Here is a 21,678-nt window from a genome sequence, read left to right on the forward strand (position 1 = left end):
CCTGAGCCAGGATCAAACTCTCCAAGAAAGAGTTATGAGTTAGCTCATAAGTTAAAACGTTGGCTCATGTCTTCTATTAATAGAAGCATGATAATTTATTGTTTGTTGACGCTTGTTTGTTTAGTTTTCAAAGAGCAAGTTAGTTAGCATGCCGCCCAGAAGCGACTTTACTAATATACCATCAGGCATTTTTCCTGTCAACACTTTCTTCTAAAAATGTTTTTCAGTGAAAAATACTTTTAAGTTGTAAACCGTCTGCCGCGAAAATGTTTTTGCTGTGTTCCGCAGCGACGGTTATTAATATACCAAGTATTTTTTGAATGGTCAATAGGTTTTTTCGTTTTTTCAGGATAACTTTTCAGCAACCTTATAATATCTGTGATAAATACCCTGTCCTTTCGTTTCTACGTTTACTACTTCAATGATTTTCTTATCAATCAAATACTCTACAAGGATTCCCAGGTCAACAGAATACGGTAAAAGTTCTGGATGGGACATCAGGTCACTGAATGCCCAATACTCTTCACCTTCCATCACTTCCACTAAATGATGGCTCCCTACTTTTGTCCTTTTGTGGATCAGGAATTCGCTTGCCAGGAACAAGAGCTCAAGCCTTTTTTCTATTGTTTCTTCACTGCAAATTAACTCTTCGTATAACTTATAGATTTCTGGCTCGATCTGCTTCACTTGATGCCAGACGGTCACTTCGGGATGAAAGCCATTCTCTATCACTGCAAGTCTTGCAAGATGATGCAATGAATGCACAACATAATTGTAGGCATCCAAATAGTTAAAGTTATCAAATAGCATCTTGCCATCTGAGTACCTTCTGATCAACTTGGCAAACTCAATTCCCATTTTTATTTTGCGTCCGAAAAACGGAAATTCTTTAAGTTCATGTTTTAAATCAGCGATTTTTTCATTTCGATCAAAAATTATCTTCCCATTGTAAAGCCAATCAAAAATCTTTTTATTGCTGCCAGTTAGGAGCCAATCATTGATCTGCTTTTCGGTTACAATATGCATGGCGGCTTTTTTATCCTGATAGGAATAATGTTTAACAAACACAGGTTCTTCATTTTCTTTCACTATAATAAGCAAAATGACATCAAATGTATCGGTCGCAGCGAGCGCTTTATGTCTCTTCTCCACCGCCACCACTCCTACGGTGTTAGGGTGGCTTGCACGTTCTTGATAAATCGAACGAAGGATATCCTCCATAATAAACTCCTCCATTTGTTTGTTAGCATATATGTTCGACAATTATATAAAATCTCCTGCATTTCATCTAGACAATTTTCGACATCGGTGTTTACTTTTTATGATTATCTTGCCGGAAATAGTATGATATAGTTAGATTTTAGGGAGGGAAACTTCAATGGGTAAATATTCAAGTAAAATAAATAAAATCCGCACCTTTGCGTTAAGTCTTATCTTCATTGGCTTCATCGTTATGTATGCGGGTATCTTCTTCCGCAGCTCATTTGTGGTCATGACAATTTTTATGATCCTTGGATTGCTGTTTATTATTGCCAGCACGGTTGTCTATTTTTGGATTGGACTGTTATCGACAAAGACAGTTCAGGTAGTTTGCCCTAATTGCGGGAAACAAACGAAAATGCTTGGCAGGGTGGATATTTGCATGTATTGCAACGAACCGTTAACTCTAGATGCCTCTCTGGAAGGCAAGGAGTTCGATGAACAATACAATCGAAAAAAATAAAAAGAGAACTCGGTTTTTTGCCGAGTTCTTTTTTTATCCCACAATGCTTACATATGAAGCAGCAGAATCATGTACGCAGACAAAAAAAGAAAACTGATAGCTTATGCCATCAGCCGTAAGTATTAATGGACTTCCTTTGCGGAACATTCCGGACAAGTTCCGTATATTTCCATTCTATGGTGCCCAACATTAAAACCTGTTACATGGGAAGCTAAATGCTCTACTTCGTCAAGGCCAGGGTAATGGAAGTCAACGATTTTCCCGCATTGATCACAGATGACGTGATAATGATGGGAAGTAACAAAGTCAAAACGACTGGAGGCATCCCCATATGTCAGTTCTTTGACCAATCCAACTTCACGGAATACTCTCAAATTGTTATAAACCGTCGCTACACTCATATTTGGAAATTTACCTTCAAGCGCTTTATAAATCTCGTCTGCTGTAGGGTGCGACATTGAGTTTATTAAATATTCGAGTATCGCATGACGTTGCGGAGTAATACGGACTCCTGTATCCTTCAAGGTATCCAGGGCTTCTTTTAAATGACTCTGTACCACCGCCATGCACCTCACTTTTTCAGATTATAATTCTTATTTTATAATGTTTATAATTAGTGTACTAATTTTATTCCTCTTTTGTCAATATTGCTACACCACAAACATTTACAACTCTCAACCTTGATGCAAGGTTTGTTCTTTTGCTCCCAGGTGCATATTCACATATCTTGCGGCGACAAACAGGAAGTCGGATAGTCGGTTTAAATAGGACAGGACAAGCGGGTTAACCTCATCTCCCAGCTCAACAGCCTGGCGTTCCGCTCTTCTGGCAACCGTCCTTGCTACATGAAGCGCGGCACCTGCCTGGTGTCCCCCAGGAAGAATGAAGTTCGTCAACTGCGGAAGCGCTGCATCCCAATCATCGATTTTCTTCTCTAGTTCTTCTATATCCTTTGCTTCAAGTACCCATTTTACTTCTTTGCCAGGAGGAGTGGCCAGTTCAGCACCGACATGGAACAAAACTGTCTGGATCTTATGGAAGATTGCCTGCATTTCTTCTTTATCGTTAAAAAACTCTCCATTCAGGTAACTGAGTGCCAGGCCTATCATTGAATTTGTCTCATCACATGTCCCGTAAGCTTCAACACGCATATCATTTTTTGCTACCCTTGTTCCATAAATAAGAGAGGTTGTTCCTTTGTCCCCTGTCTTAGTATAGATTTTCATTAATCAGTACCCCCTGTCCATGTCGATTACATTGATAAACTCTGTGGCTTTATTAAGATATGTATGAAGATTTTGTTTGAAAATTTCAAAGGACCTTGGCAAATAATTTTTGGTCAAGCTTGAAATATGAGGAGTTACGGTTACATTGTCCATTGTCCAGAATGGATGACTTTCCTTCAAAGGTTCTTCATAGAAAACATCCAGATAAGCATGCGCGATCTTATTTTCCTGAAGTGCGGCCAATAACACCTCATCTTGGACCAAGTCACCACGGCCAATATTGATAAACACAGCTGTGTCTTTCATTAAGACAAAATCGTTCAAGTCGAGGAAATGCTTCGTTTCTTGCGTACTTGGCAATACCGAAACAATGAAATCCGCTTTAGGCAAAGCTTCCCTGAAGTTTTCCATCGTATAGTTTTCGTCTGTCCAGTCGGCTTGGCGGCCGCTCCGATTCACACCAATCGTTTGCATATTAAAAGCTTTTGCCAAACGGGCCACTTCTCCCCCAATCGCCCCTATACCTAGAATGAGCAATGTCTTGCCGTACAATTCTCCCATTGGCAATTTACGTTCCCAAGTTTTGCTTTGTTCATTTGACCATAACGACTTCATTTGTTTAACATGCTGCAGCATCATGCCGACGGTAAACTCAGCCATCGGAATTTTATGGATCCCCCGCACATTTGTAACAAGGATTCCGCGTTTTTTACACGCTTCAAATGGCATTTTATCCAGACCGGCAGACATGACCATAATCCATTTGAGCTTGTCTGCTTTGCCAATCAGCTCTTCCGTCAAATCTTCACCATAGGTAAGGAATATCTCTGCATCCAAAAATAAATCTTCCTTGATTCCTTTATGGAATTCGAAGCTCACCTGAGGGAATTCCTTTTTCACCTCTTCCTGCAATCGTTCAGCCGGAAGAATCGAGGAGTAAATATTCATTTTCACCCAACCCTTCGTTCTAGTTTCGTACTATTAATTGTATTAATTTTCACTTAATTAAACAACTTCCAAGCCTGAAAAATGAAAAGCCGGCGCTACATTTCGAAGAATGGGAATTCGAACCTGTTTTCCCCATAAAAAAGGCGGGCTATTTAAGCCCGCTAAAGTGTTTGAGGAGGTATGCCCTAATACAATGATATTCAGTTACAGCTGAAATGAATGGACAGTAGCCTGTATTGATAAAAATAGGCGGAAAAATTATCCCTTTAGATGATATTTTTTTGCGATAGCTTCACGATAGAAATCAAGCGATGGCTCGTCATTGAGGTTTGACAGCATTCCCTGGATTACCGGGATTCGGGGTGCATCTCTTTCGATCTCACTCTCGAGGACATCCAGTGTGATTAGCAAGTCATCTCTATTTTGAAGATCAGCAACTGCTTCTTTCATTTTAGTGATGACCTTTTTAATGTCCTTGCTATCTGTCAGGAAGTATGCCTTGGTCTTTGTTATCAACTCATCGATTTTTTCTTTTGTTGCCAGTGGCTCCTCTCCCTGCAGTCCATCAACCAATGAATCCACTCTTCTTAGAATGTATCCCACTAATTCATCAATCTTGAATCCTTCAGGATTGAATAGAAGCAACTTTATATAAGAATTAAAAAATCCCTCGAGCATTAGCGCCATATCCCATAAATGCGCTTCAGCACTTTTACCGTAGATTGCCCGCAGGCTGCCTTGATAAAACATTTGTGCTTCGTAATACTTGCGGATCATCAATTCCTTTACCTCTTCATTCAAGGGAATTGCCTGTTCTCTGGATTGCATGATGATGAATTCCTTATGCTCGAGCATGGTATTGAATAATGCTGTCAACTGCAAAGCAAACTTTTCCCTGGGCGGCAGATTATCATTTTCAAACCCTTCAAGTTTCTTCTGGATATAATCAAAATAATATTCAAGAATTGCGATCAATAAAGCTTCTTTGGATTTGAAATAAAGATAAAAAGCGCCCTTGGAAATTCCGCTTTCCGTGACGATCTCCTGGATTGAGGTAGAAGCGAACCCTTTCGTCGCATAAAGCTTAATCGCTGCTTCGATGATTGCTTTTTCTTTTTCCTTCATCTTTATTGCCTCCCCAATATAAACATCGATTGACTGACTGGTCATGGTAATAATTATACACCCTATTATAACTTATAACCGGCATCAAAACAGCAATAAAGACAGCCGTTTCTGGCTGTCTCCATGTTTACAGGTTTTCTTTAATGAATTCAAGCGCCTCTTCCACATGGCCCTTTACTTTAACTTTTCTCCACTCTTTGGCAAGATTGCCGTCCTTATCAATGATGAATGTAGACCTTTCGATGCCCATGTATTCTTTGCCAAAGTTTTTCTTCAGCTGCCAGACGCCATAATCCTCAGCTGCTTTATGGTCTTCATCCGCAAGAAGAAGGAAAGGCAATCCATGCTTTTCAATGAATTTTTCATGCCGGTTAATCGGATCTGGGCTCACCCCAAGAATGACAGCATTTAACCCCTCGAAGCTTTCATGATGATCCCGGAAATCACATGCTTCTGTTGTGCAGCCGGGTGTCATATCTTTCGGGTAAAAATAAAGCACCACATTCTTCCCTTCAAAATCGGAAAGTTTTACAGTTTCTCCATTGCTTGCCGGCAGCTCAAACGCCGGTGCTTTTTCACCTATAGCCAGTGCCATTATGTATCCCTCCAAAATTTGATCTATTAACATTAGCCTATCTAATTTCGGGTTGGAATACAAATCAAAGGAACACTTCAGGACCGTTTTTGATCAAACATGGCCCTTGTTACAAACGCTGCAGGAATCGTATAACCAATCAGCGCCTCCAAAACAGCGATCGCCCTCCCGACCCCGACTGGAGCAATATCCCCATATCCTACAGAAAACAGAGTAATGGCACTGAAGTACATACTCGTTGACATCCTCTCATACGACGAAGTGCTTGGCCGCATGCTCTCATCGGATAGTACCCAGATTCCTTTCAAATCAAGCAAATAATACAATAATCCAAAGCCAGCCATCACCGTCCCATAAATCAGCGCAAGTGTGACAAAGTTTTCGAACGAGACCTGCTTGCCTTTAATTTTATGAGGAATGAATAATGTCCGCAAACTCAAAAATATAGCTAAAACAATCAAAAAAATTGAAATGTAAAATTGCATTTTCAAGCCTCATTTCATGCCTCTCTCCCTTCACTATACGCTGGCGAAAATAGGAGTATGACAGCAAGTACACTCTGATGAGATCCATGCTTCTGACTATTTTCGGCATTTCAAGTCAGGACCTGTCTGAAATAATAAAAAAGACCGCAGCAAGGTTAATGCTGCAGTACTGTCTTTAAGGAATGAGACCCTTATGGAGCTGCTTTGGACTTTATAAGGGTATCTTTCTCCTGGAATGGTACCCTTATGGAGCTGTTTTGGGCTTCATAAGGGTATCTTTCTTCTGTAATAGTACCCTTATGGAGCTGTTTTGGGATTCATAAGGGTATCTTTCTCCTATAATAGTACCCTTATGGAGCTGGTTTGGACTTTATAAGGGTATCTTTCTCCTGTAATAGTACCCTTATGGAGCTGGTTTGGACTTTATAAGGGTATCTTTCTCCTGTAATAGTACCCTTATGGAGCTGGTTAGGGCTTCATAAGGGCATCTTTCTCCTGGAATGGTACCCTTATGGAGCTGATTTGTGCCTCATAAGGGGATCTTTCTCCCGTAATAGTACCCTTATGGAGCTGATTTGGACTTCATAAGGGCACCTTTCTCCTGGAATGGTACCCTTATGGAGCTGCTTCGGACTTCATAAGGGTATCTTTCTCCTGGAATGGTACCCTTATAGAGCTGATTTTCACTGCATAAGGGTATCTTTCTTCAGTAATAGTGCCCTTATGGAGCTGATTTGGCCTTATAAGGGTATCTTTCTCCCGTAATAGTACCCTTATGGAGCTGGTTAGGGCTTCATAAGGGCATCTTTCTCCTGGAATGGTACCCTTATGGAGCTGATTTGTGCCTCATAAGGGGATCTTTCTCCCGTAATAGTACCCTTATGGAGCTGATTTGGACTTCATAAGGGCACCTTTCTCCTGGAATGGTACCCTTATGGAGCTGCTTCGGACTTCATAAGGGTATCTTTCTCCTGGAATGGTACCCTTATAGAGCTGATTTTCACTGCATAAGGGTATCTTTCTTCAGTAATAGTGCCCTTATGGAGCTGCTTTGGCCTTATAAGGGTATCTTTCTTCAGTAATAGTGCCCTTATGGAGCTGCTTTGGCCTTATAAGGGTATCTTTCTCCCGTAATGATACCCTTATAGAGCTGCTTTGGACTTCATAAGAGCACCTTTCTCCTATAATTGTACCCTTATGGAGCTGTTTAGGGCCTCATAAGGGTATCTTTATCCTGTAATAGTACCCTTATAGAGCTGCTTTGTGCCCCATAAGGGTATCTTTTTCCAGTAATAGTACCCTTATGGAGCTGCTTTGTGCCTCATAAGGGCACCTTCCTCAATCAGCAGTACCCATATCAAGCTGTTTTGGACTCTAAAAGGGCATCTTTCCCCAGCAACGATTCCCTCATGGTGCTGAAATAATTAAAGTCAGTTCCCAGCACCACGGTATCTTTTAACGCCTTCATTCCAAATGAACACTGACAGGCTGAAAAAGGCGAGCCCGATTACTGGTGTCAAAAATGAATAACCATACCACTCATCTCGTCCGAGGAAATAGGCAGCGGGATAGACTCCGACGAAGGCGAATGGCAAAATCCATGTCAGGACAAACCGGATTGCCTTGTTATAGATATCAACAGGATAGCGGCCGTAGTTCCCGATATTGTACATCATCGGCATGATGGATGTGCGGGCATCTGCCCAGAAGCTTATGCAGGCGATCATCACGAAAATGCCGGCATAAACAAGAACACCGCCCAGGACAAATAAAACAAATAAGAATGGATCAGACCAGCTTACCTCAAGGCCAAGCCGGCTTCCGGCATAAAACATGACAGCTAGGCCAGTGATGGCTCCGAACAATGATTCCAGTTCCATCCGTTCAAGGATGATTTGGAACAGGCTGTGGATCGGCCTTGTCAGGATCCGGTCAAGTTCCCCTTTTACTATATAACGTTCATTGAAATCCCAAATATTGAAGAAGGAAGAAAAAAGTGCGTAAGGCACAAGGAAAAACCCGTATATAAAGATGATTTCATCCCGGCTCCAGCCGTTCAGGAATTCGGTATGATCGAATACCACGAGGATAAATATCAGATTGACCGCCTGGAACAATAAATCCGAAAATATTTCAACGACCAGATCTGCCCGGTATTCGAGCCTTGTTTTCATATACTGGGCGACATACTGAAAAAACATGCTAACGTAAAACACTTGTCACCCTCCCTGTATAATCAATTGTTTTTTTGCTATGACCCAAAGAATCTGGGTTGGGATCACCAATATCAACACCCATGCAGCCTGAAGCATAAGACCTTCGACTGCCTCGCTCCCTGTTAAGCCATTCGTGAATATCATGCTAGGAATATAGCTGATTCCCTGAAAGGGAAGAAACCTCATAATTTCCTGGGCCCAGCCAGGAAAGAAGCTGATTGGCAGCAGCAATCCTGAAAACAGGTCGATGAGGACACGCTTGGCCCTAATCAGGCCAGTATTATTATATAAGAAGAAAGTAGTGATTCCCGTCAGCAGGTTCAATTGTGTGTTGATGAAAAAGCTTAGCACAATCGAAATTGCGAACAATCCCCAGGTCGCGGCGTCAGCTGAAAATTCCAATGGGAAAATCAACGCGACAATTACCATCCCAGGAACGGAAAAGAAGAACAATCTAAATATCCCTTCTCCCAGTCCCTGCATCGTTTTCATGCCGAGATAGCTATATGGCCTGATCAATTCAACGGCTACCTTGCCTTCCTTGATTTCCGTCGCCATTTCCCGATCGATATTATTGAAATAAAACGCCCTTGCCATCCAGGCAACCGCCACATAAGTCGTCATTTGCACAGCACTCAAGCCTTCTATTTCACTCTTTCCTCCATAAATCGCATTCCAAAGAAAGTAGTAAGCTCCGATATTGATACTGTAAATCAAGATTCCCGTATAATAATTCGTCCTGTACGCCAGCATCATCAAAAAACGGATGCGGATCATTTCAAGATATTTATCCATTGATCGCCATCCCTTTATCATAGATATTGCGGATGATCTCTTCAGTGGATGGCTCATTGATTTTTACATCCCTGACCTTATAGGCAGCGACCGTCAGTGCAATCACCTGGGACACAGTTTCCTCATCATCCCCAGTCATCGCGGTAAAGACCTGACTCTTCTCATCCAGTTCCCACTTTATACCCAGATTGGCTGTCAACGACTCGAGATGGTTAATGTCAGCAGGTTCAAGGAACTCAAAACTGATTTCCTTTCCTTCTCCCCATTTCTCCTTCAGACTTTTCAGGGCGCCATCATAGATAATATTCCCTTCATCAAGCATGATGACCCGCTCGCACAGTGCCTCGATATCAGTCAAATCGTGCGTTGTCAACAGAATCGTCGTATTGTACTTCTCATTTATTTCTTTTAAAAACTCTCTTATTTTCAGCTTAACGAGCACATCCAAACCAATAGTCGGCTCATCAAGGAAAAGCAGCGGCGGGTTATGGATCAGCGCGGCGGCAAGTTCACAGCGCATCCTCTGCCCAAGCGAAAGCTTCCTTACTGGCTTATCGAGCAACGGTTCCAGATCAAGCGTTTTAATCACATGGTCCATATGCTCGTTATACTGAGCATCCGAAACTTTATATACTTTTTTCAACAGACGGAACGATTCCTGGACAGCGATATCCCACCAGAGCTGGGAACGCTGGCCAAACACAACACCAATCGTCTGGACGAACCTTTCCCTTTCTTTATGAGGATTCATGCCATTTACAATGACACTTCCTGAAGTCGGAGTGAGGATTCCGGTCAGCATTTTAATTGTCGTCGATTTCCCGGCGCCATTTTCACCGATGTAACCGACCATCTCTCCCTGTTTGACGGTAAAGTTGATATCGTTCACTGCAGGAACGATTTTATAATTACGTGTAAAAAGATCACGGAAGGCTCCCGATAATCCGGAACGGCTCGAATATGCCTTGAATTCCTTCCGCAGTCCATTCACTTCAATTGCGTTCATGTTGATTTCCTCCTTTGGTCACTCAAACAGTTTAGCCAATCCTCCTGGCTAAAACAAATGCTATGCCTGATTACCCTTTTCGTGGTCTCGGATAGTTCAATCAGAAAACATGTTGAATAACGAAGGAATTGCGAGTCTAAAACAAAGCTTCTTTTTCGTTGGAAATGAACGAAAAGTGAAACAATCGGTAAAAAATAAAATTAATGATAAAATAGTTAGGCAGTCATATTTAGGAGGTTTAATGATGCAAAGAACGAATTCTGAGCGAATACATAATGAAGCACTTGAACATATCGTCGGAGGCGTAAATAGCCCGTCCCGTTCCTACAAGGCAGTCGGCGGCGGTGCCCCTGTTGTGATGGAACGGGCCCAGGGGGCATACTTCTGGGATGTGGACGGCAATCAATACATCGATTATCTGGCGGCATATGGCCCGATTATCACGGGGCATGCCCACCCGCATATTACCGAGGCAATCAAAAGAGCTGCCGAAACAGGGGTATTATATGGCACGCCAACTCCTCATGAGGTTAAATTCGCAAAAATGCTGAAGGAAGCAATGCCCGGGATGGATAAAGTGCGTTTTGTGAATTCAGGTACCGAAGCAGTCATGACGACAATCCGAGTAGCACGGGCATATACCGGGCGCGATAAAATCATCAAGTTTGCCGGCTGCTATCACGGCCACTCAGACCTGGTATTAGTTGCTGCAGGTTCTGGTCCATCCACTCTTGGGACGCCTGATTCAGCTGGTGTGCCTAAAAGCATTGCACAGGAAGTCATTACAGTGCCATTCAATGATATTGAACCTTTCAAGGAGGCACTTGAAAAATGGGGCGACCAAATCGCGGCAGTTTTAGTGGAGCCGATTGTCGGCAATTTTGGAATTGTCGAACCTAAACCTGGTTTCCTAGAGGAAGTGAAGGAGCTTACCCATCAGGCTGGATCGCTGATCATTTTTGATGAAGTCATCACCGCCTTCCGCTTTATGTACGGCGGAGCTCAGGACTTGCTGGGAATCACACCTGACCTTACAGCAATGGGCAAGATCATCGGCGGAGGCCTGCCAATCGGCGCTTACGGCGGCCGTGCTGAAATTATGGAAAAAGTCGCTCCACTTGGCCCTGCTTATCAAGCGGGCACGATGGCTGGCAACCCGGCTTCCATCCTTTCCGGCATTGCCTGCCTGGAAGTCCTGAAACAGGATGGTGTATATGATTACCTAGATCAGCTTGGCGCGATGCTCGAAGAAGGAATCACAGCTTCAGCAAGCAAGCACGGGATCCCGATTTCGACCAATCGTCTGAAAGGTGCGCTCACCATCTACTTTACAACTGAAAAGATCGAAAACTATGAGCAGGCAGAGAACACAGATGGCGAAATGTTTGCGCGTTTCTTCAACCTGATGCTTCAGCAGGGAATCAATCTAGCTCCTTCCAAATATGAAGCATGGTTCGTTACGATTGCTCATACACAGGAAGATATTGAAGCCACCCTGCATGCAGTTGACCAGGCATTTTATTCAATGGCGAATGAATAAATATACAACTTTCTATACATAACAGGCATCGATTGGATGCCTGTTATTTTTCATCCTATAAATGAAAACGTTTACATTGCTAGCTATTTTCCATTTACGACAATCCCTCTCCACATTCTTTTCATCCAAAAATATGTATAAATAATTGATTTCTGAAAATTCTTATGATATAGTTGCTATTAATATTCTTAAAATTAGCCATTCAAGTGGCCGCTTTTAATCCCTTGCTTTAAATTCCCGTCAAAATGTTATACCCTCATGTACCAAGCTATCAAACGACAAATCATAGATTATTTTTTCAGGAGGTGAACCGGCTTAAAGGAACACTTTATAAGCCGAAATTTATGACAACACAATGGAGCCCTTCCAAATTCAAAGATTTCTCAAGATTCGAACACGATGCCTGCGGAATTGTAGCCAGCATTGAAAAAAAGAAGATCCCGACGCGCGAAAATATTTTTCACTGTATTGATGGCCTCGTCACCATGAACCACCGAGCAGGCTTTATCAATGGCGAAGGTGATGGAGTGGGTGTGCACATCGATATTCCACGGGCGCTCTGGAAGGAAAAACTTATTGAAGCTGGTGTGGAATCCAGCGCTGTCGACAACGAAAGCTTCGTCGTCGGACATGTTTTTATCACGAGGACCGATCAAGCTGAAGCAATCCAGGATGAACTTAAGGCAAAGCTTGAAGAGCAAAACATGATGCCGATCTTTTCATCTGTTGACGTAACAAATCCTGAAGCGCTTGGCCCGATTGCCATCCAGGAAAATCCTGTATTCTGGCAGTTCGCATGCCTTGCAGACGAAGTCGGACAGGAACTTTCAGGCAAATTGTTTAATATGATCATAGATTTCGAGAAAAACGATCAGGTTCATGTGGCTTCCCTAAGCCAATACCACGCTGTTTATAAGGTTATGGGCGCAGGCGACATACTGCCGAAATACTACCATGACCTGGCAAGCCCGCTTGTGGCATCCACTATGACTCTTGGGCACAACCGTTATTCTACTAATACTCTATCAAGCTTTTTCCGTGTTCAGCCCTTCAGCGTCCTTGGACATAACGGAGAAATCAATACAATTGCAAGACTCCGCGACGAAGCTCGAATGGTCAATGTCCCACTCGTCAAAGATGGCAGTGACTCACAGGATTTAAGCCGTACGCTGGAAACATTCATCTGCCGTGATGGCTACTCATTGTTCGAGGCAATGGACATGATGTTCCCGCCAATCATCAATGAAATCAAAGCTTATCCGGAGCATTTACAAGATTTATATACTTATATCCGCGAAGCATGGGGACACTTCGCACAGGGACCTGCCGGAATCATTTCGCGATTTGCCGACGAAGCAGTATTCAGTGTGGATGCTCTTGGCCTGCGCCCTCTCTGGATGGTTGAAACAGAAAGCTCATACCTGTTCTCATCAGAACCGGGAATCATTTCATCAACAGAGTACACAAATGACCCCAAGCCACTTGCACCGGGCGAGAAGGTCGGCCTGAAATGGAATGGTGACAAAATCGAAGTTTATGAAATGGAGCAGTTCCAGAGTGCGGTTTACCAGCGTTTTTCCGGGCGTATTTCTTTCCAGGAAGCCCGTCATCGCCTACAAGGTGCAAATCTTGCAAAAACGGTAACAATGACATACCCGGATAAAATCCATAACGGACAATATAAGGCATTCGGCTGGGAGCGTGACCACGTCCAGCTCGTCGAACAGATGGCTGAAAAAGGGGCAGAGCCAATCCGCTCCCTTGGACATGACGCTCCGCTTGCTGCGATGAATCCAGAACGCAAAAATATCGCTGATTTTATTAAAGAAAGTGTCGCTGTCGTAACAAATCCTGCAATAGACCGTGACCGCGAGGCGGAACATTTTTCAACAAGGACTGTTCTCGGCAAACGCCCTTCGCTTTTCGGAAAAACAGAAACAGGAAAAGTCATCGAATTGCTCACCCCTCTGCTTATCGAAGGCAAAGCAGGCTATGAGGCTTCGTTGAAAAATGGCCAGCCAAGCATGGACCAGGTCATCCAATGCTATCAGGATGACAAACTTGCTGCCTATCTGGAAACAGTTTTCCACAGTGACGAAACAGTCAAGGATGCGCTTGAGAAACTTGCTGCTGAGGCAATTGCTGCTGTGAAGGATGGCAAAACATTGCTTGTTCTTGACGATGCAATGGCCCACCAGGAAAATTCTCTGTGGCTCGATCCGCATCTGGTCGTCTCAGCGATCGACCAGGCTCTTGTAAAAGAAGGATTGCGCCGCGACTGCTCACTGCTGCTTCGTTCCGCTTCCTTAAGATCGCTGCATGATATCATTGTTGCACTCGGACTGGGCGCAGACGCAGTCAGCCCATATTATATGTTCATGACAGTACTCGATGAGTCCATCACACCGCTTGTGAATCTGTACAGCGCCCTTACGAAAGGCCTTGAAAAGGTTATTTCCACAATCGGTATCCATGAATTGCGCGGATACGGGCGTCTGTTCTCGGCAATAGGCCTGAATGATGAAGTTGCAGATTATTTAGTGATCGTGAACTTCTTTGGTTCTAATGAACTTGCATACAATTTCGAAGCAATGAAAGAAGACGCATTGAAGAGAGCTGAAGACTTCCAGAACGAAAAAGAACGGATCGGCAAGACGTTCCACCTCTTTCCTCGTATCTGGAAAGCGATTGGTGAGGTTGCTTCTACCGGGGACTACAGTGTCTACCGGGAGAAAATTTCCGAACAGGAAGACAGCAACCCGACTACGATCCGCCATTTGACTGGATTGAAAAAGACTGACTCAAAGGTTTCACCAGAAGAAGTTGAAATCGGCGTAGGTGAACACAGCCTGCCGTTTGTCATCGCTTCAATGTCATTTGGTTCGCAAAACGAAATCGCATTCCGTGCATATGCTGAAGGCGCAGACCGTTTGAACATGGTAAGCATGAACGGCGAGGGCGGCGAAATCAAGGATATGCTTGGCAAGTACCCGCGCACGCGAGGCCAGCAGGTTGCCTCAGGACGTTTCGGTGTGAATGCGGAGCTGCTGAACTCTTCCAATCTTCTTGAAATCAAGATTGGTCAGGGCGCAAAGCCTGGTGAAGGCGGACACCTTCCTGGTTCGAAGGTTACAGCTAAAATCGCGGAAGCAAGGAATGCCACCATTGGTTCTGATTTGATTTCACCATCAAACAACCATGATATTTATTCGATCGAAGACCTTGCGCAAATGATCCATGAGCTCAAGACAGCCAATGACCAGGCACGTGTAGCCGTTAAGGTTCCTGTCGTTCCGAATATCGGCACGATTGCAGTTGGTATCGCCAAGGCAGGGGCTGATATCATCACCTTGAGCGGTTTTGACGGCGGTACAGGTGCTGCCCGCATCCACGCACTCCAGTTTGTCGGCTTGCCTGCCGAAATTGGCATTAAGGCGGCACACAATGCCTTGCTTGAAGCAGGATTGCGCGACAATGTCGAGCTCTGGGCTGATGGCGGTGTGAAGAGTGCTCAGGATGTGATTAAATATATGCTCCTAGGTGCAAACCGCGTCGGCTTTGGTACGCTGTCAATGCTGGCCATCGGCTGTACAACTTGCCGAGGCTGCCATCTGGATACGTGCCATGTCGGGATTGCAACCCAAATCGACTCAGAAGCACAGGCAAAGGAACACGGATTGCGCCGATTTGTACCTCGCCAGTTCGACCTTGCTGTCCAGGGTATCATGAATCTATTCACTGCATTCGGGAATGAACTGAAGGCTCTGGCTGCTTCTGCCGGAATCAAAAATCTGCAGGAAGCAGTCGGCCGCTCCGACTTGCTGGAACAGATTAAAGGAAATGACTTGCTTGATTTGACCTACCTGCTGAAGCCGCTTGAAATCGGCCAGATCATGCATCAAAAAGAAGCTGCTGCCGCGATGGCATCAGCACAGCTCCAGGTCGCTGCAGGCGCCGAGTATCTTGATGCAATCGACGAAGAGCTTCATCAGTCACGCGAATTCAGAGCTGTCACTGCCGAACAGCGTGTGCTGGCCAGCAGGGTTTCCTGCCACCGTGTCCGTGGACGTCTTGATGGATCCTATCGTAATCTGCAGCCAGTCTCACTTCGCTACAAAGGTTCCATTCTCGGAAACGGACTTGGCGCCTATAACACAGATGGCATCAACATAGAGATTGACGGCGGCGGCCAGGACGGAGTCGGTAAGACTTCATTCGGCGGTGCGATTTTAATCGCGAAATCCCCTGGCAAGGATGGCGGTTTCTACAATGGTTCAGTCGGCAAAGGCTTTGGCTACGGAGCGCAGAAAGGATTGCTCGTCGCACAGGGCAATGCCGACGCCCGTGCTGGAATCCGTTTATCAGGAGCTGATATGATCATCGGCGGACTTGTGAAAAAGCCTATCCCTGAAAAAGAATTCGGCAACATTGGAACAAACGCCAATATCAAAGGATTTGCGTTTGAATACATGACGAATGGCCGCGGACTTGTCCTCGGTGATCCGGGACCATGGATTTGTGCAGGCATGACAGGCGGTGTCGTCTATCTGAGACATCAGCCGGAGATGGGCTTGACAAGAGAAGCCCTCACCCGCCGTATTGCCAAAGGCGCGAAGGTTTCCATCGACACACTAACCGCAAAAGGCGTACAGGATGTAAAAGAAATGCTTTCATCCTATACCGAGATGCTGGCACGCCATGGCCAGGAAAATGAAGCCAAAGAACTTGCATTAATAATGGAGCATCCAGAAGATCACTTTGTTCAGGTCGTTCCTGTTAAAGAGCAGGCAGACCCGGCCGTATCAACTGAATGATTTAAGAAAGTGATAGTGGCCCCGTTACTAAAACGGGGCCATTTATTTTGGACACAATCCAGATTAGCCTGATTCAGGAATAAAGGCTGGATTTTAAGGAATATATTTTGGTTCTAAGGAATATAATCCATTTTTAAGGAATATATCCGCTTTTTCAGGAATATCTCACAATAATTAAGGAATATCTCCAATAAGTTTGTTTTACCGATATCCTCTCCAATGAAATGTAACCACTTTCATAAAAAAAGGCTTGTTTTTTGGTAAATTGACGCTTGAACTTCTTCCATATCCATTGTATAGTACATAATTGTTTAGTTTTAAACAAAATGGTTTAAAGTATAAATAATTTCACGGTCTTTGCATTTAACGAATGAGATTTTTTGTCTCTAATGAAAGGAATTCACTCTAAATGAAACTTGGTGCCCGCATTTTAAAAACGGGAATTGCCATTACTCTTGCATTATTTTTATCGAATATTTTCAATCTGCCATCACCGGTATTTGCCGGGATTGCAGCGATTTTTGCCCTGCAGCCCACTGTATATCGCTCTTATCAATCAATCATTGAACATATCCAGGGCAATCTGATCGGTGCCGCGACCGCGGTCTTGTTCGTCATGGCGTTTGGCAACAGCATTTTCATTATTGGCCTTGCGGCGGTACTGGTTATTACGTTAAACCTTAAGCTGAATCTGGAAAAGACGATTTCACTTTCGATGGTAACTCTAATTGCAATCATGGAGACGCCTGGCGATAATTTCATCCAATTTGCTGTGATTCGTTTCTCGACCATCATGCTCGGGGTTGTTTCTGCATTCATTGTCAATCTAGTTTTCCTGCCTCCGAAGTATGAAAACAAACTTTATTACAAGAGTTCCATTCTATCAGAGGAAATTACGAAATGGATCAGGCTGAGCACACGCCACGCCTCCGAGCACCAGCTCCTTAAGGCAGACATCGAGAAGCTTCGCGAAGGCATTATCAAGCTCGATCAGCTATACATGATGTACAAAGAAGAACGTGATTATTTTAAGAAAAATACACTCGCTAAATCACGTAAACTCGTCATCTATAGACAGATGATCAACACGGTTAAAAAATCATTGGAAACACTGAGAAGGCTTCATCGATACGAGAATGAATTCAACCAGCTCCCGGTAGAATTCCAGGAAGTCATTCAGCAGCAGCTTGATTACCTGATCAATCATCATGAACAAGTAATGCTGAAGTATGTCGGAAAAGTCCGCCCTGAAACTTCCTATATCGCGGGTGAGGTCTGCCTGGACAAAAAACAGCTTTTTGAATTGTTTTTGGCGCAAAGAAATGAGCTGGATCAAACAAACAGCCAGATGCTGTACCACGTCATGCAATTAGTCTCGATCATCATGGAATACGGCGAGCAAGTTGAACACCTCGATAAACTCGTGACAAGCTTCCAGTCCTATCATAAAGATGACGGCAATATCACGATCGAACAAAATACTGAAATTTAAAAGCAGCTGGATTATCAGCTGCTTTTCGTTTTACATATAGGATTAGCTCTTCATTCTTGGATCCAGTGCATCCCTCAGGCCATCACCCATCAGGTTGAAACCAAGTACGGTCAGCATGATGGCAAGCCCAGGAAAAATCATTGTCCATGGTGCCTGGATCATATAATCTTTTGCATCTGCAAGCATCTTTCCCCATTCAGGATTTGGAGCGTCAGCACCAAGCCCAAGGAAGCCGAGTGCGGCCGCTTCAATAATCGCCGTCGCAATGGCCAATGTGCCCTGGACGATGATTGGCGCCATACTATTTGGCAGAATATGCTGGAACAGGATCCGGCTGTCCTTCATCCCGACCGCCTTCGCTGCCATGATATATTCCTCTTCCTTAACACTGAGTACCCTAGACCGAATCAACCTTCCAAAGTTTGGAATATTAATGATTGCTATCGCTATGAGCGCATTCCTAAGGGAAGGTCCGAGAACAGCAACAATGGCAATTGCCAATAGAATGCTTGGGAATGCCAGCATGATATCAAAAGCTCTTGATATAATGGTATCTACCCATCGGCCATAGTAACCGGCAAGGATACCGAGCAGGCAGCCTACGATGATTGAACCCATTACCGCAAAGGTTCCTACCCATAAAGAAATCCTTGCTCCAAAAACAACCCTGGAAAAGATATCACGGCCAAAGTCGTCTGTGCCGAACCAATGATCTGCTGAAGGAGCTTGGAGACGGACCTCCATTTTCTGGTCATTGATGCCCTCTGGCGTAATCAATGGAGCAAAGATTGCCAGCAAAATAAAGAACAAGACAATTACCGTTCCGACAACGGCCAGTTTATTCTTCTTGAAACTATACCATGCTTCTGCCCAGGGAGACGCCACTTTTTCCTCTGCCTGCACGGCCGGCGGCTGCATTTGTTTTTGAGTTGAAATCTCCATCTATTTCTCCCCTTCCATCAACGGTATTTGATCCGAGGATCAATTGCTGCATACAATAAGTCCACTACTAGATTGATCAGTACAAAGATGAGCGCAATGATCAGGATGCCGGATTGGATTACCGGATAATCGCGGTAATTGATTGCTTCGTAAATATATCGGCCAATCCCCGGCCAACTGAAGATCGTTTCGGTAAGGATCGCGCCGCCAAGCAGAAGGCCTGTCTGCAAACCGATAACCGTCAATACAGGGATGATTGCATTTTTCAGGGAGTGTTTGTAAACGACCCAGAACATGCTCAACCCTTTCGCTCTTGCAGTTCTGATAAAATCAGACCTCATGACCTCAAGCATTGTCGAGCGGGTGATCCTTGCGATGATGGCCATCGGAATCGTTGCCAGCGCCATGGCCGGCAGGACAAGATGCTTAAGTACCTCGACAAACTGGTCAGTTCTCCCCTGGATCAATGTATCAATAATATAAAAATTTGTGATGGCATCGACCGGGTTCCTTACTTCTTCTCGCCCGGAGGTCGGCAGGATATCGAGATTGATGGCGAACATCCATTGTTCCATCAAACCAAGCCAAAAAATCGGCATCGATACACCGACAAGCGCTAATACCATTGCACCGTAATCAAACCAGGAATTCTGGAACCACGCACTGATGATCCCCGCATTGACACCTATAAAAATCGCAATCATCATCGCGACAAATGAAAGTTCCATCGTTGCGGCTAGATATGGCCAGACTTCATTGCTTATTTCCGACTTCGTCCTTAGTGATTGTCCTAAGTCCCCTGTCAGCAGCCCACCAAGATAATTAAAATATTGCATGTACCACGGCTGGTCGAGTCCAAGCTCTCTCGTTAAATCCGCAATGGCATCTTTAGTCGCCAACTGTCCGAGAATGACTTGGGCGGGATCGCCAGGGATTGCTCGGATCATGAAAAATACAATAAGTGATAGTCCCAACAGTACAGGAATTAGTGAAAAAATCCTTCTGACAGAATAGGCAAACACCTTCCCACCTCATTTCTTGTTGCATAGTAAAAAACTTTTTCTTATAAATTTAAAGCTGCCAAATTTTTTTACCAATAGAAAAGGGAGAATGCATATGTTCTCCCTTTCCCCGATGCATTATTTTTTGAATTCAACCGTTGAAAGAATATCAGATCCTGTCGGATGTGCCTTGAATCCAGTTACATCTGCTCTTCCCGCAAGTGCAGGCTCAGAGTGGACAAGCGGAATCCATGGAGCATCTTCTTTAATTAACAATTGAGCTTCCTTATACAGTTTTTCGCGTTCAGCCTGGTCATTTGTAGACTGAGCCTTGATGAACAGATCATGCACTTTCGGGTTTGCATAGCGAGCATAGTTATTGCTGTCGATATTATCCTGGTCTAAAAGCACATACAGGAAGTTATCAGCGTCACCATTGTCACCTGTCCAGCCAAGTAAGAAAGTATCTGCTTCTCCTGTGCGGGTCTTTTCAAGATATGTCGCCCACTCGTAAGAAACAATTTTCGCTTTTACGCCCACTTCAGCAAAATCTTTCTGAATCGCTTCAGCAACTTTCTTTCCATCTGGCATATATGGTCTTGGAACTGGCATTGCCCATAGTTCAATTTCAAAACCATCTTCAAAGCCTGCTTCCTTTAAAAGCGCCTTAGCCTTCTCTGGATCATATTCATATGCTTCTACCGCATCGTTATATCCTGCAACTGTTTTTGGCATTGGGTTTTTGGCAGGCTCTGCAGCACCGGCATAGAAAGCGTCGATGAGCGCTTGCTTATTAACCGCATGATTCAATGCCTGGCGTACTTTCTTATCCTTAAGCGGTCCGCGTTCGTTGTTCAGGCCAAGGTATGCCACGTTCAAAGAAGGTCGGTAGAACGTCTGCAGATCCTTGTTGTTTTCGATGGATTCAACATCACTGAAGTTTACGCCGTCAATGATGTCGACTTCTCCTGTGTTAAGAGCATTCAGACGAGCTGAGTTTTCTGGGATGACACGGAAGATGACTTCATCAAGCTTTGGAAGTCCCTTCTCCCAGTAATCTTCGTTTTTCACCAATGTTACTTTGTCATTGCGTTTCCATTCCTTAAACTTGAATGGACCAGTACCTACTGGATTTTCAATGAACTTATCACCATACTTCTCGATTGCAGCAGGGCTTGCAATCCCGAATGGTGACATCGCAAGGTTTTTGTAGAATGGAGCAAGGATACGGTTCAATGTGAATTCAACTGTATACTCATCCACTGCTTTTACTTCCTTGATTACATCACCAAATTGCGAATTATAGTAGTAGAATTGTTCCTTATTTCCGGCCTTCCAGCGCTCGAAGTTGAATACGACTGCTTCGGCGTTGAAATCGGTGCCGTCATGGAATTTAACACCTTTACGAAGTTTAAGTGTATGCTTCAAACCATCTTCGGACTCTGTCCATTCTTCTGCAAGACCTGGGTGAATTTCTGTATCCTGCTCACCGAATTCGATAAGAGTTTCATAGATGTTTTTTGTTACTTTAAATGCTTCACCTTCTGTAGTTACAGCTGGGTCAAGCGATGTTGAATCGCCGCCACGGCCAAATACTAGAGTTCCGCCAGTCGATGATCCGCCTTCAGAACCAGATTCCCCGCCTGTTTTCTTGCCGCCGGAATCATTATTACAGCCGGCAAGCCCCATGCTAAGGATGAGGATAAAAGCAAAAAACATTAATCCAAAACGCCTTTTCATATTCTTCCCCCTTGTTTTTTCGGACCGGTT

At 44.1% G+C, this 21,678-nt stretch carries 17 protein-coding genes; 4 read left to right on the plus strand and 13 right to left on the minus strand.

Annotated features, from left to right (window positions below):
- Positions 1 to 345: 345 nt before the first annotated feature.
- The gene (locus FS736_RS03620) at positions 346 to 1,221 is read right to left on the minus strand and encodes a nucleotidyltransferase-like protein (RefSeq protein ID WP_144475015.1); all 876 of its coding nucleotides are present in this window, start codon (positions 1,219 to 1,221) and stop codon (positions 346 to 348) included.
- Between the two features lie 157 nt (positions 1,222 to 1,378).
- On the opposite strand from FS736_RS03620, the gene FS736_RS03625 reads away from it, so the two are divergent.
- Positions 1,379 to 1,723, plus strand: coding sequence for a YgzB family protein (locus FS736_RS03625; protein WP_144475016.1), 345 nt, complete (start codon positions 1,379 to 1,381; stop codon positions 1,721 to 1,723).
- A 122-nt stretch (positions 1,724 to 1,845) separates the two neighbouring features.
- Here FS736_RS03625 and perR read toward each other — a convergent pair whose 3' ends face one another.
- The 9 genes from perR to FS736_RS03670 form a co-directional block, all read right to left on the minus strand.
- Positions 1,846 to 2,289, minus strand: coding sequence for a peroxide-responsive transcriptional repressor PerR (perR, locus tag FS736_RS03630; RefSeq protein ID WP_144475017.1), 444 nt, complete (start codon positions 2,287 to 2,289; stop codon positions 1,846 to 1,848).
- A 108-nt stretch (positions 2,290 to 2,397) separates the two neighbouring features.
- The gene (locus FS736_RS03635) at positions 2,398 to 2,949 is read right to left on the minus strand and encodes a cob(I)yrinic acid a,c-diamide adenosyltransferase (RefSeq protein ID WP_144475018.1); all 552 of its coding nucleotides are present in this window, start codon (positions 2,947 to 2,949) and stop codon (positions 2,398 to 2,400) included.
- A 3-nt stretch (positions 2,950 to 2,952) separates the two neighbouring features.
- A complete protein-coding gene (locus tag FS736_RS03640; RefSeq protein WP_144475019.1) occupies positions 2,953 to 3,897 on the minus strand; it encodes a D-2-hydroxyacid dehydrogenase in 945 nt (314 codons plus the stop codon).
- Between the two features lie 258 nt (positions 3,898 to 4,155).
- Positions 4,156 to 5,022, minus strand: coding sequence for a TetR/AcrR family transcriptional regulator (locus FS736_RS03645; RefSeq protein WP_186326648.1), 867 nt, complete (start codon positions 5,020 to 5,022; stop codon positions 4,156 to 4,158).
- A 127-nt stretch (positions 5,023 to 5,149) separates the two neighbouring features.
- Positions 5,150 to 5,617, minus strand: coding sequence for a thioredoxin-dependent thiol peroxidase (gene bcp, locus FS736_RS03650; protein WP_144475021.1), 468 nt, complete (start codon positions 5,615 to 5,617; stop codon positions 5,150 to 5,152).
- Between the two features lie 77 nt (positions 5,618 to 5,694).
- The gene (locus tag FS736_RS03655) at positions 5,695 to 6,102 is read right to left on the minus strand and encodes a potassium channel family protein (RefSeq protein WP_144475022.1); all 408 of its coding nucleotides are present in this window, start codon (positions 6,100 to 6,102) and stop codon (positions 5,695 to 5,697) included.
- Between the two features lie 1,430 nt (positions 6,103 to 7,532).
- Positions 7,533 to 8,318 carry an ABC transporter permease gene (locus FS736_RS03660; RefSeq protein ID WP_144475023.1) on the minus strand — a complete coding sequence of 262 codons (786 nt, stop codon included), beginning with the start codon at positions 8,316 to 8,318 and terminating at the stop codon, positions 7,533 to 7,535.
- Positions 8,319 to 8,321: 3 nt separating this feature from the next.
- Positions 8,322 to 9,113, minus strand: a complete 792-nt coding sequence (locus tag FS736_RS03665) for an ABC transporter permease (RefSeq protein ID WP_144475024.1) — start codon at positions 9,111 to 9,113, stop codon at positions 8,322 to 8,324.
- A complete protein-coding gene (locus tag FS736_RS03670) occupies positions 9,106 to 10,119 on the minus strand; it encodes an ABC transporter ATP-binding protein (RefSeq protein WP_144475025.1) in 1,014 nt (337 codons plus the stop codon). The genes FS736_RS03665 and FS736_RS03670 overlap by 8 nt, the downstream gene beginning before the upstream one ends.
- A 244-nt stretch (positions 10,120 to 10,363) precedes the next feature.
- Here FS736_RS03670 and FS736_RS03675 point away from each other — a divergent pair, with 244 nt between their 5' ends.
- The 3 genes from FS736_RS03675 to FS736_RS03685 all read left to right on the plus strand — a co-directional run bounded on the left by FS736_RS03675 (position 10,364) and on the right by FS736_RS03685 (position 17,965).
- The gene (locus FS736_RS03675; protein WP_144475522.1) at positions 10,364 to 11,659 is read left to right on the plus strand and encodes a glutamate-1-semialdehyde 2,1-aminomutase; all 1,296 of its coding nucleotides are present in this window, start codon (positions 10,364 to 10,366) and stop codon (positions 11,657 to 11,659) included.
- A gap of 344 nt (positions 11,660 to 12,003) precedes the next feature.
- Entirely contained in the window at positions 12,004 to 16,473 is a 4,470-nt protein-coding gene (locus tag FS736_RS03680) for a glutamate synthase-related protein (RefSeq protein WP_144475026.1), read from the plus strand.
- A gap of 409 nt (positions 16,474 to 16,882) precedes the next feature.
- Entirely contained in the window at positions 16,883 to 17,965 is a 1,083-nt protein-coding gene (locus FS736_RS03685) for an FUSC family protein (protein WP_144475027.1), read from the plus strand.
- 42 nt (positions 17,966 to 18,007) lie between these two features.
- Here the strand turns inward: FS736_RS03685 and FS736_RS03690 are convergent, their stop codons facing one another.
- From FS736_RS03690 to FS736_RS03700, 3 genes are all read right to left on the minus strand, one after another.
- The gene (locus tag FS736_RS03690) at positions 18,008 to 18,907 is read right to left on the minus strand and encodes an ABC transporter permease (protein ID WP_144475028.1); all 900 of its coding nucleotides are present in this window, start codon (positions 18,905 to 18,907) and stop codon (positions 18,008 to 18,010) included.
- A gap of 17 nt (positions 18,908 to 18,924) precedes the next feature.
- On the minus strand, positions 18,925 to 19,929 hold the full coding sequence (locus tag FS736_RS03695; RefSeq protein WP_144475029.1) for an ABC transporter permease: 1,005 nt from the start codon (positions 19,927 to 19,929) through the stop codon (positions 18,925 to 18,927).
- A 117-nt stretch (positions 19,930 to 20,046) separates the two neighbouring features.
- On the minus strand, positions 20,047 to 21,648 hold the full coding sequence (locus tag FS736_RS03700) for an ABC transporter substrate-binding protein (protein WP_144475030.1): 1,602 nt from the start codon (positions 21,646 to 21,648) through the stop codon (positions 20,047 to 20,049).
- Between the last annotated feature and the right edge of the window lie 30 nt (positions 21,649 to 21,678).

It is taken from the genome of Cytobacillus oceanisediminis 2691, from assembly GCF_007678455.1.
In the GTDB taxonomy this organism is placed as follows: domain Bacteria; phylum Bacillota; class Bacilli; order Bacillales; family Cytobacillaceae; genus Mesobacillus; species Mesobacillus oceanisediminis_A.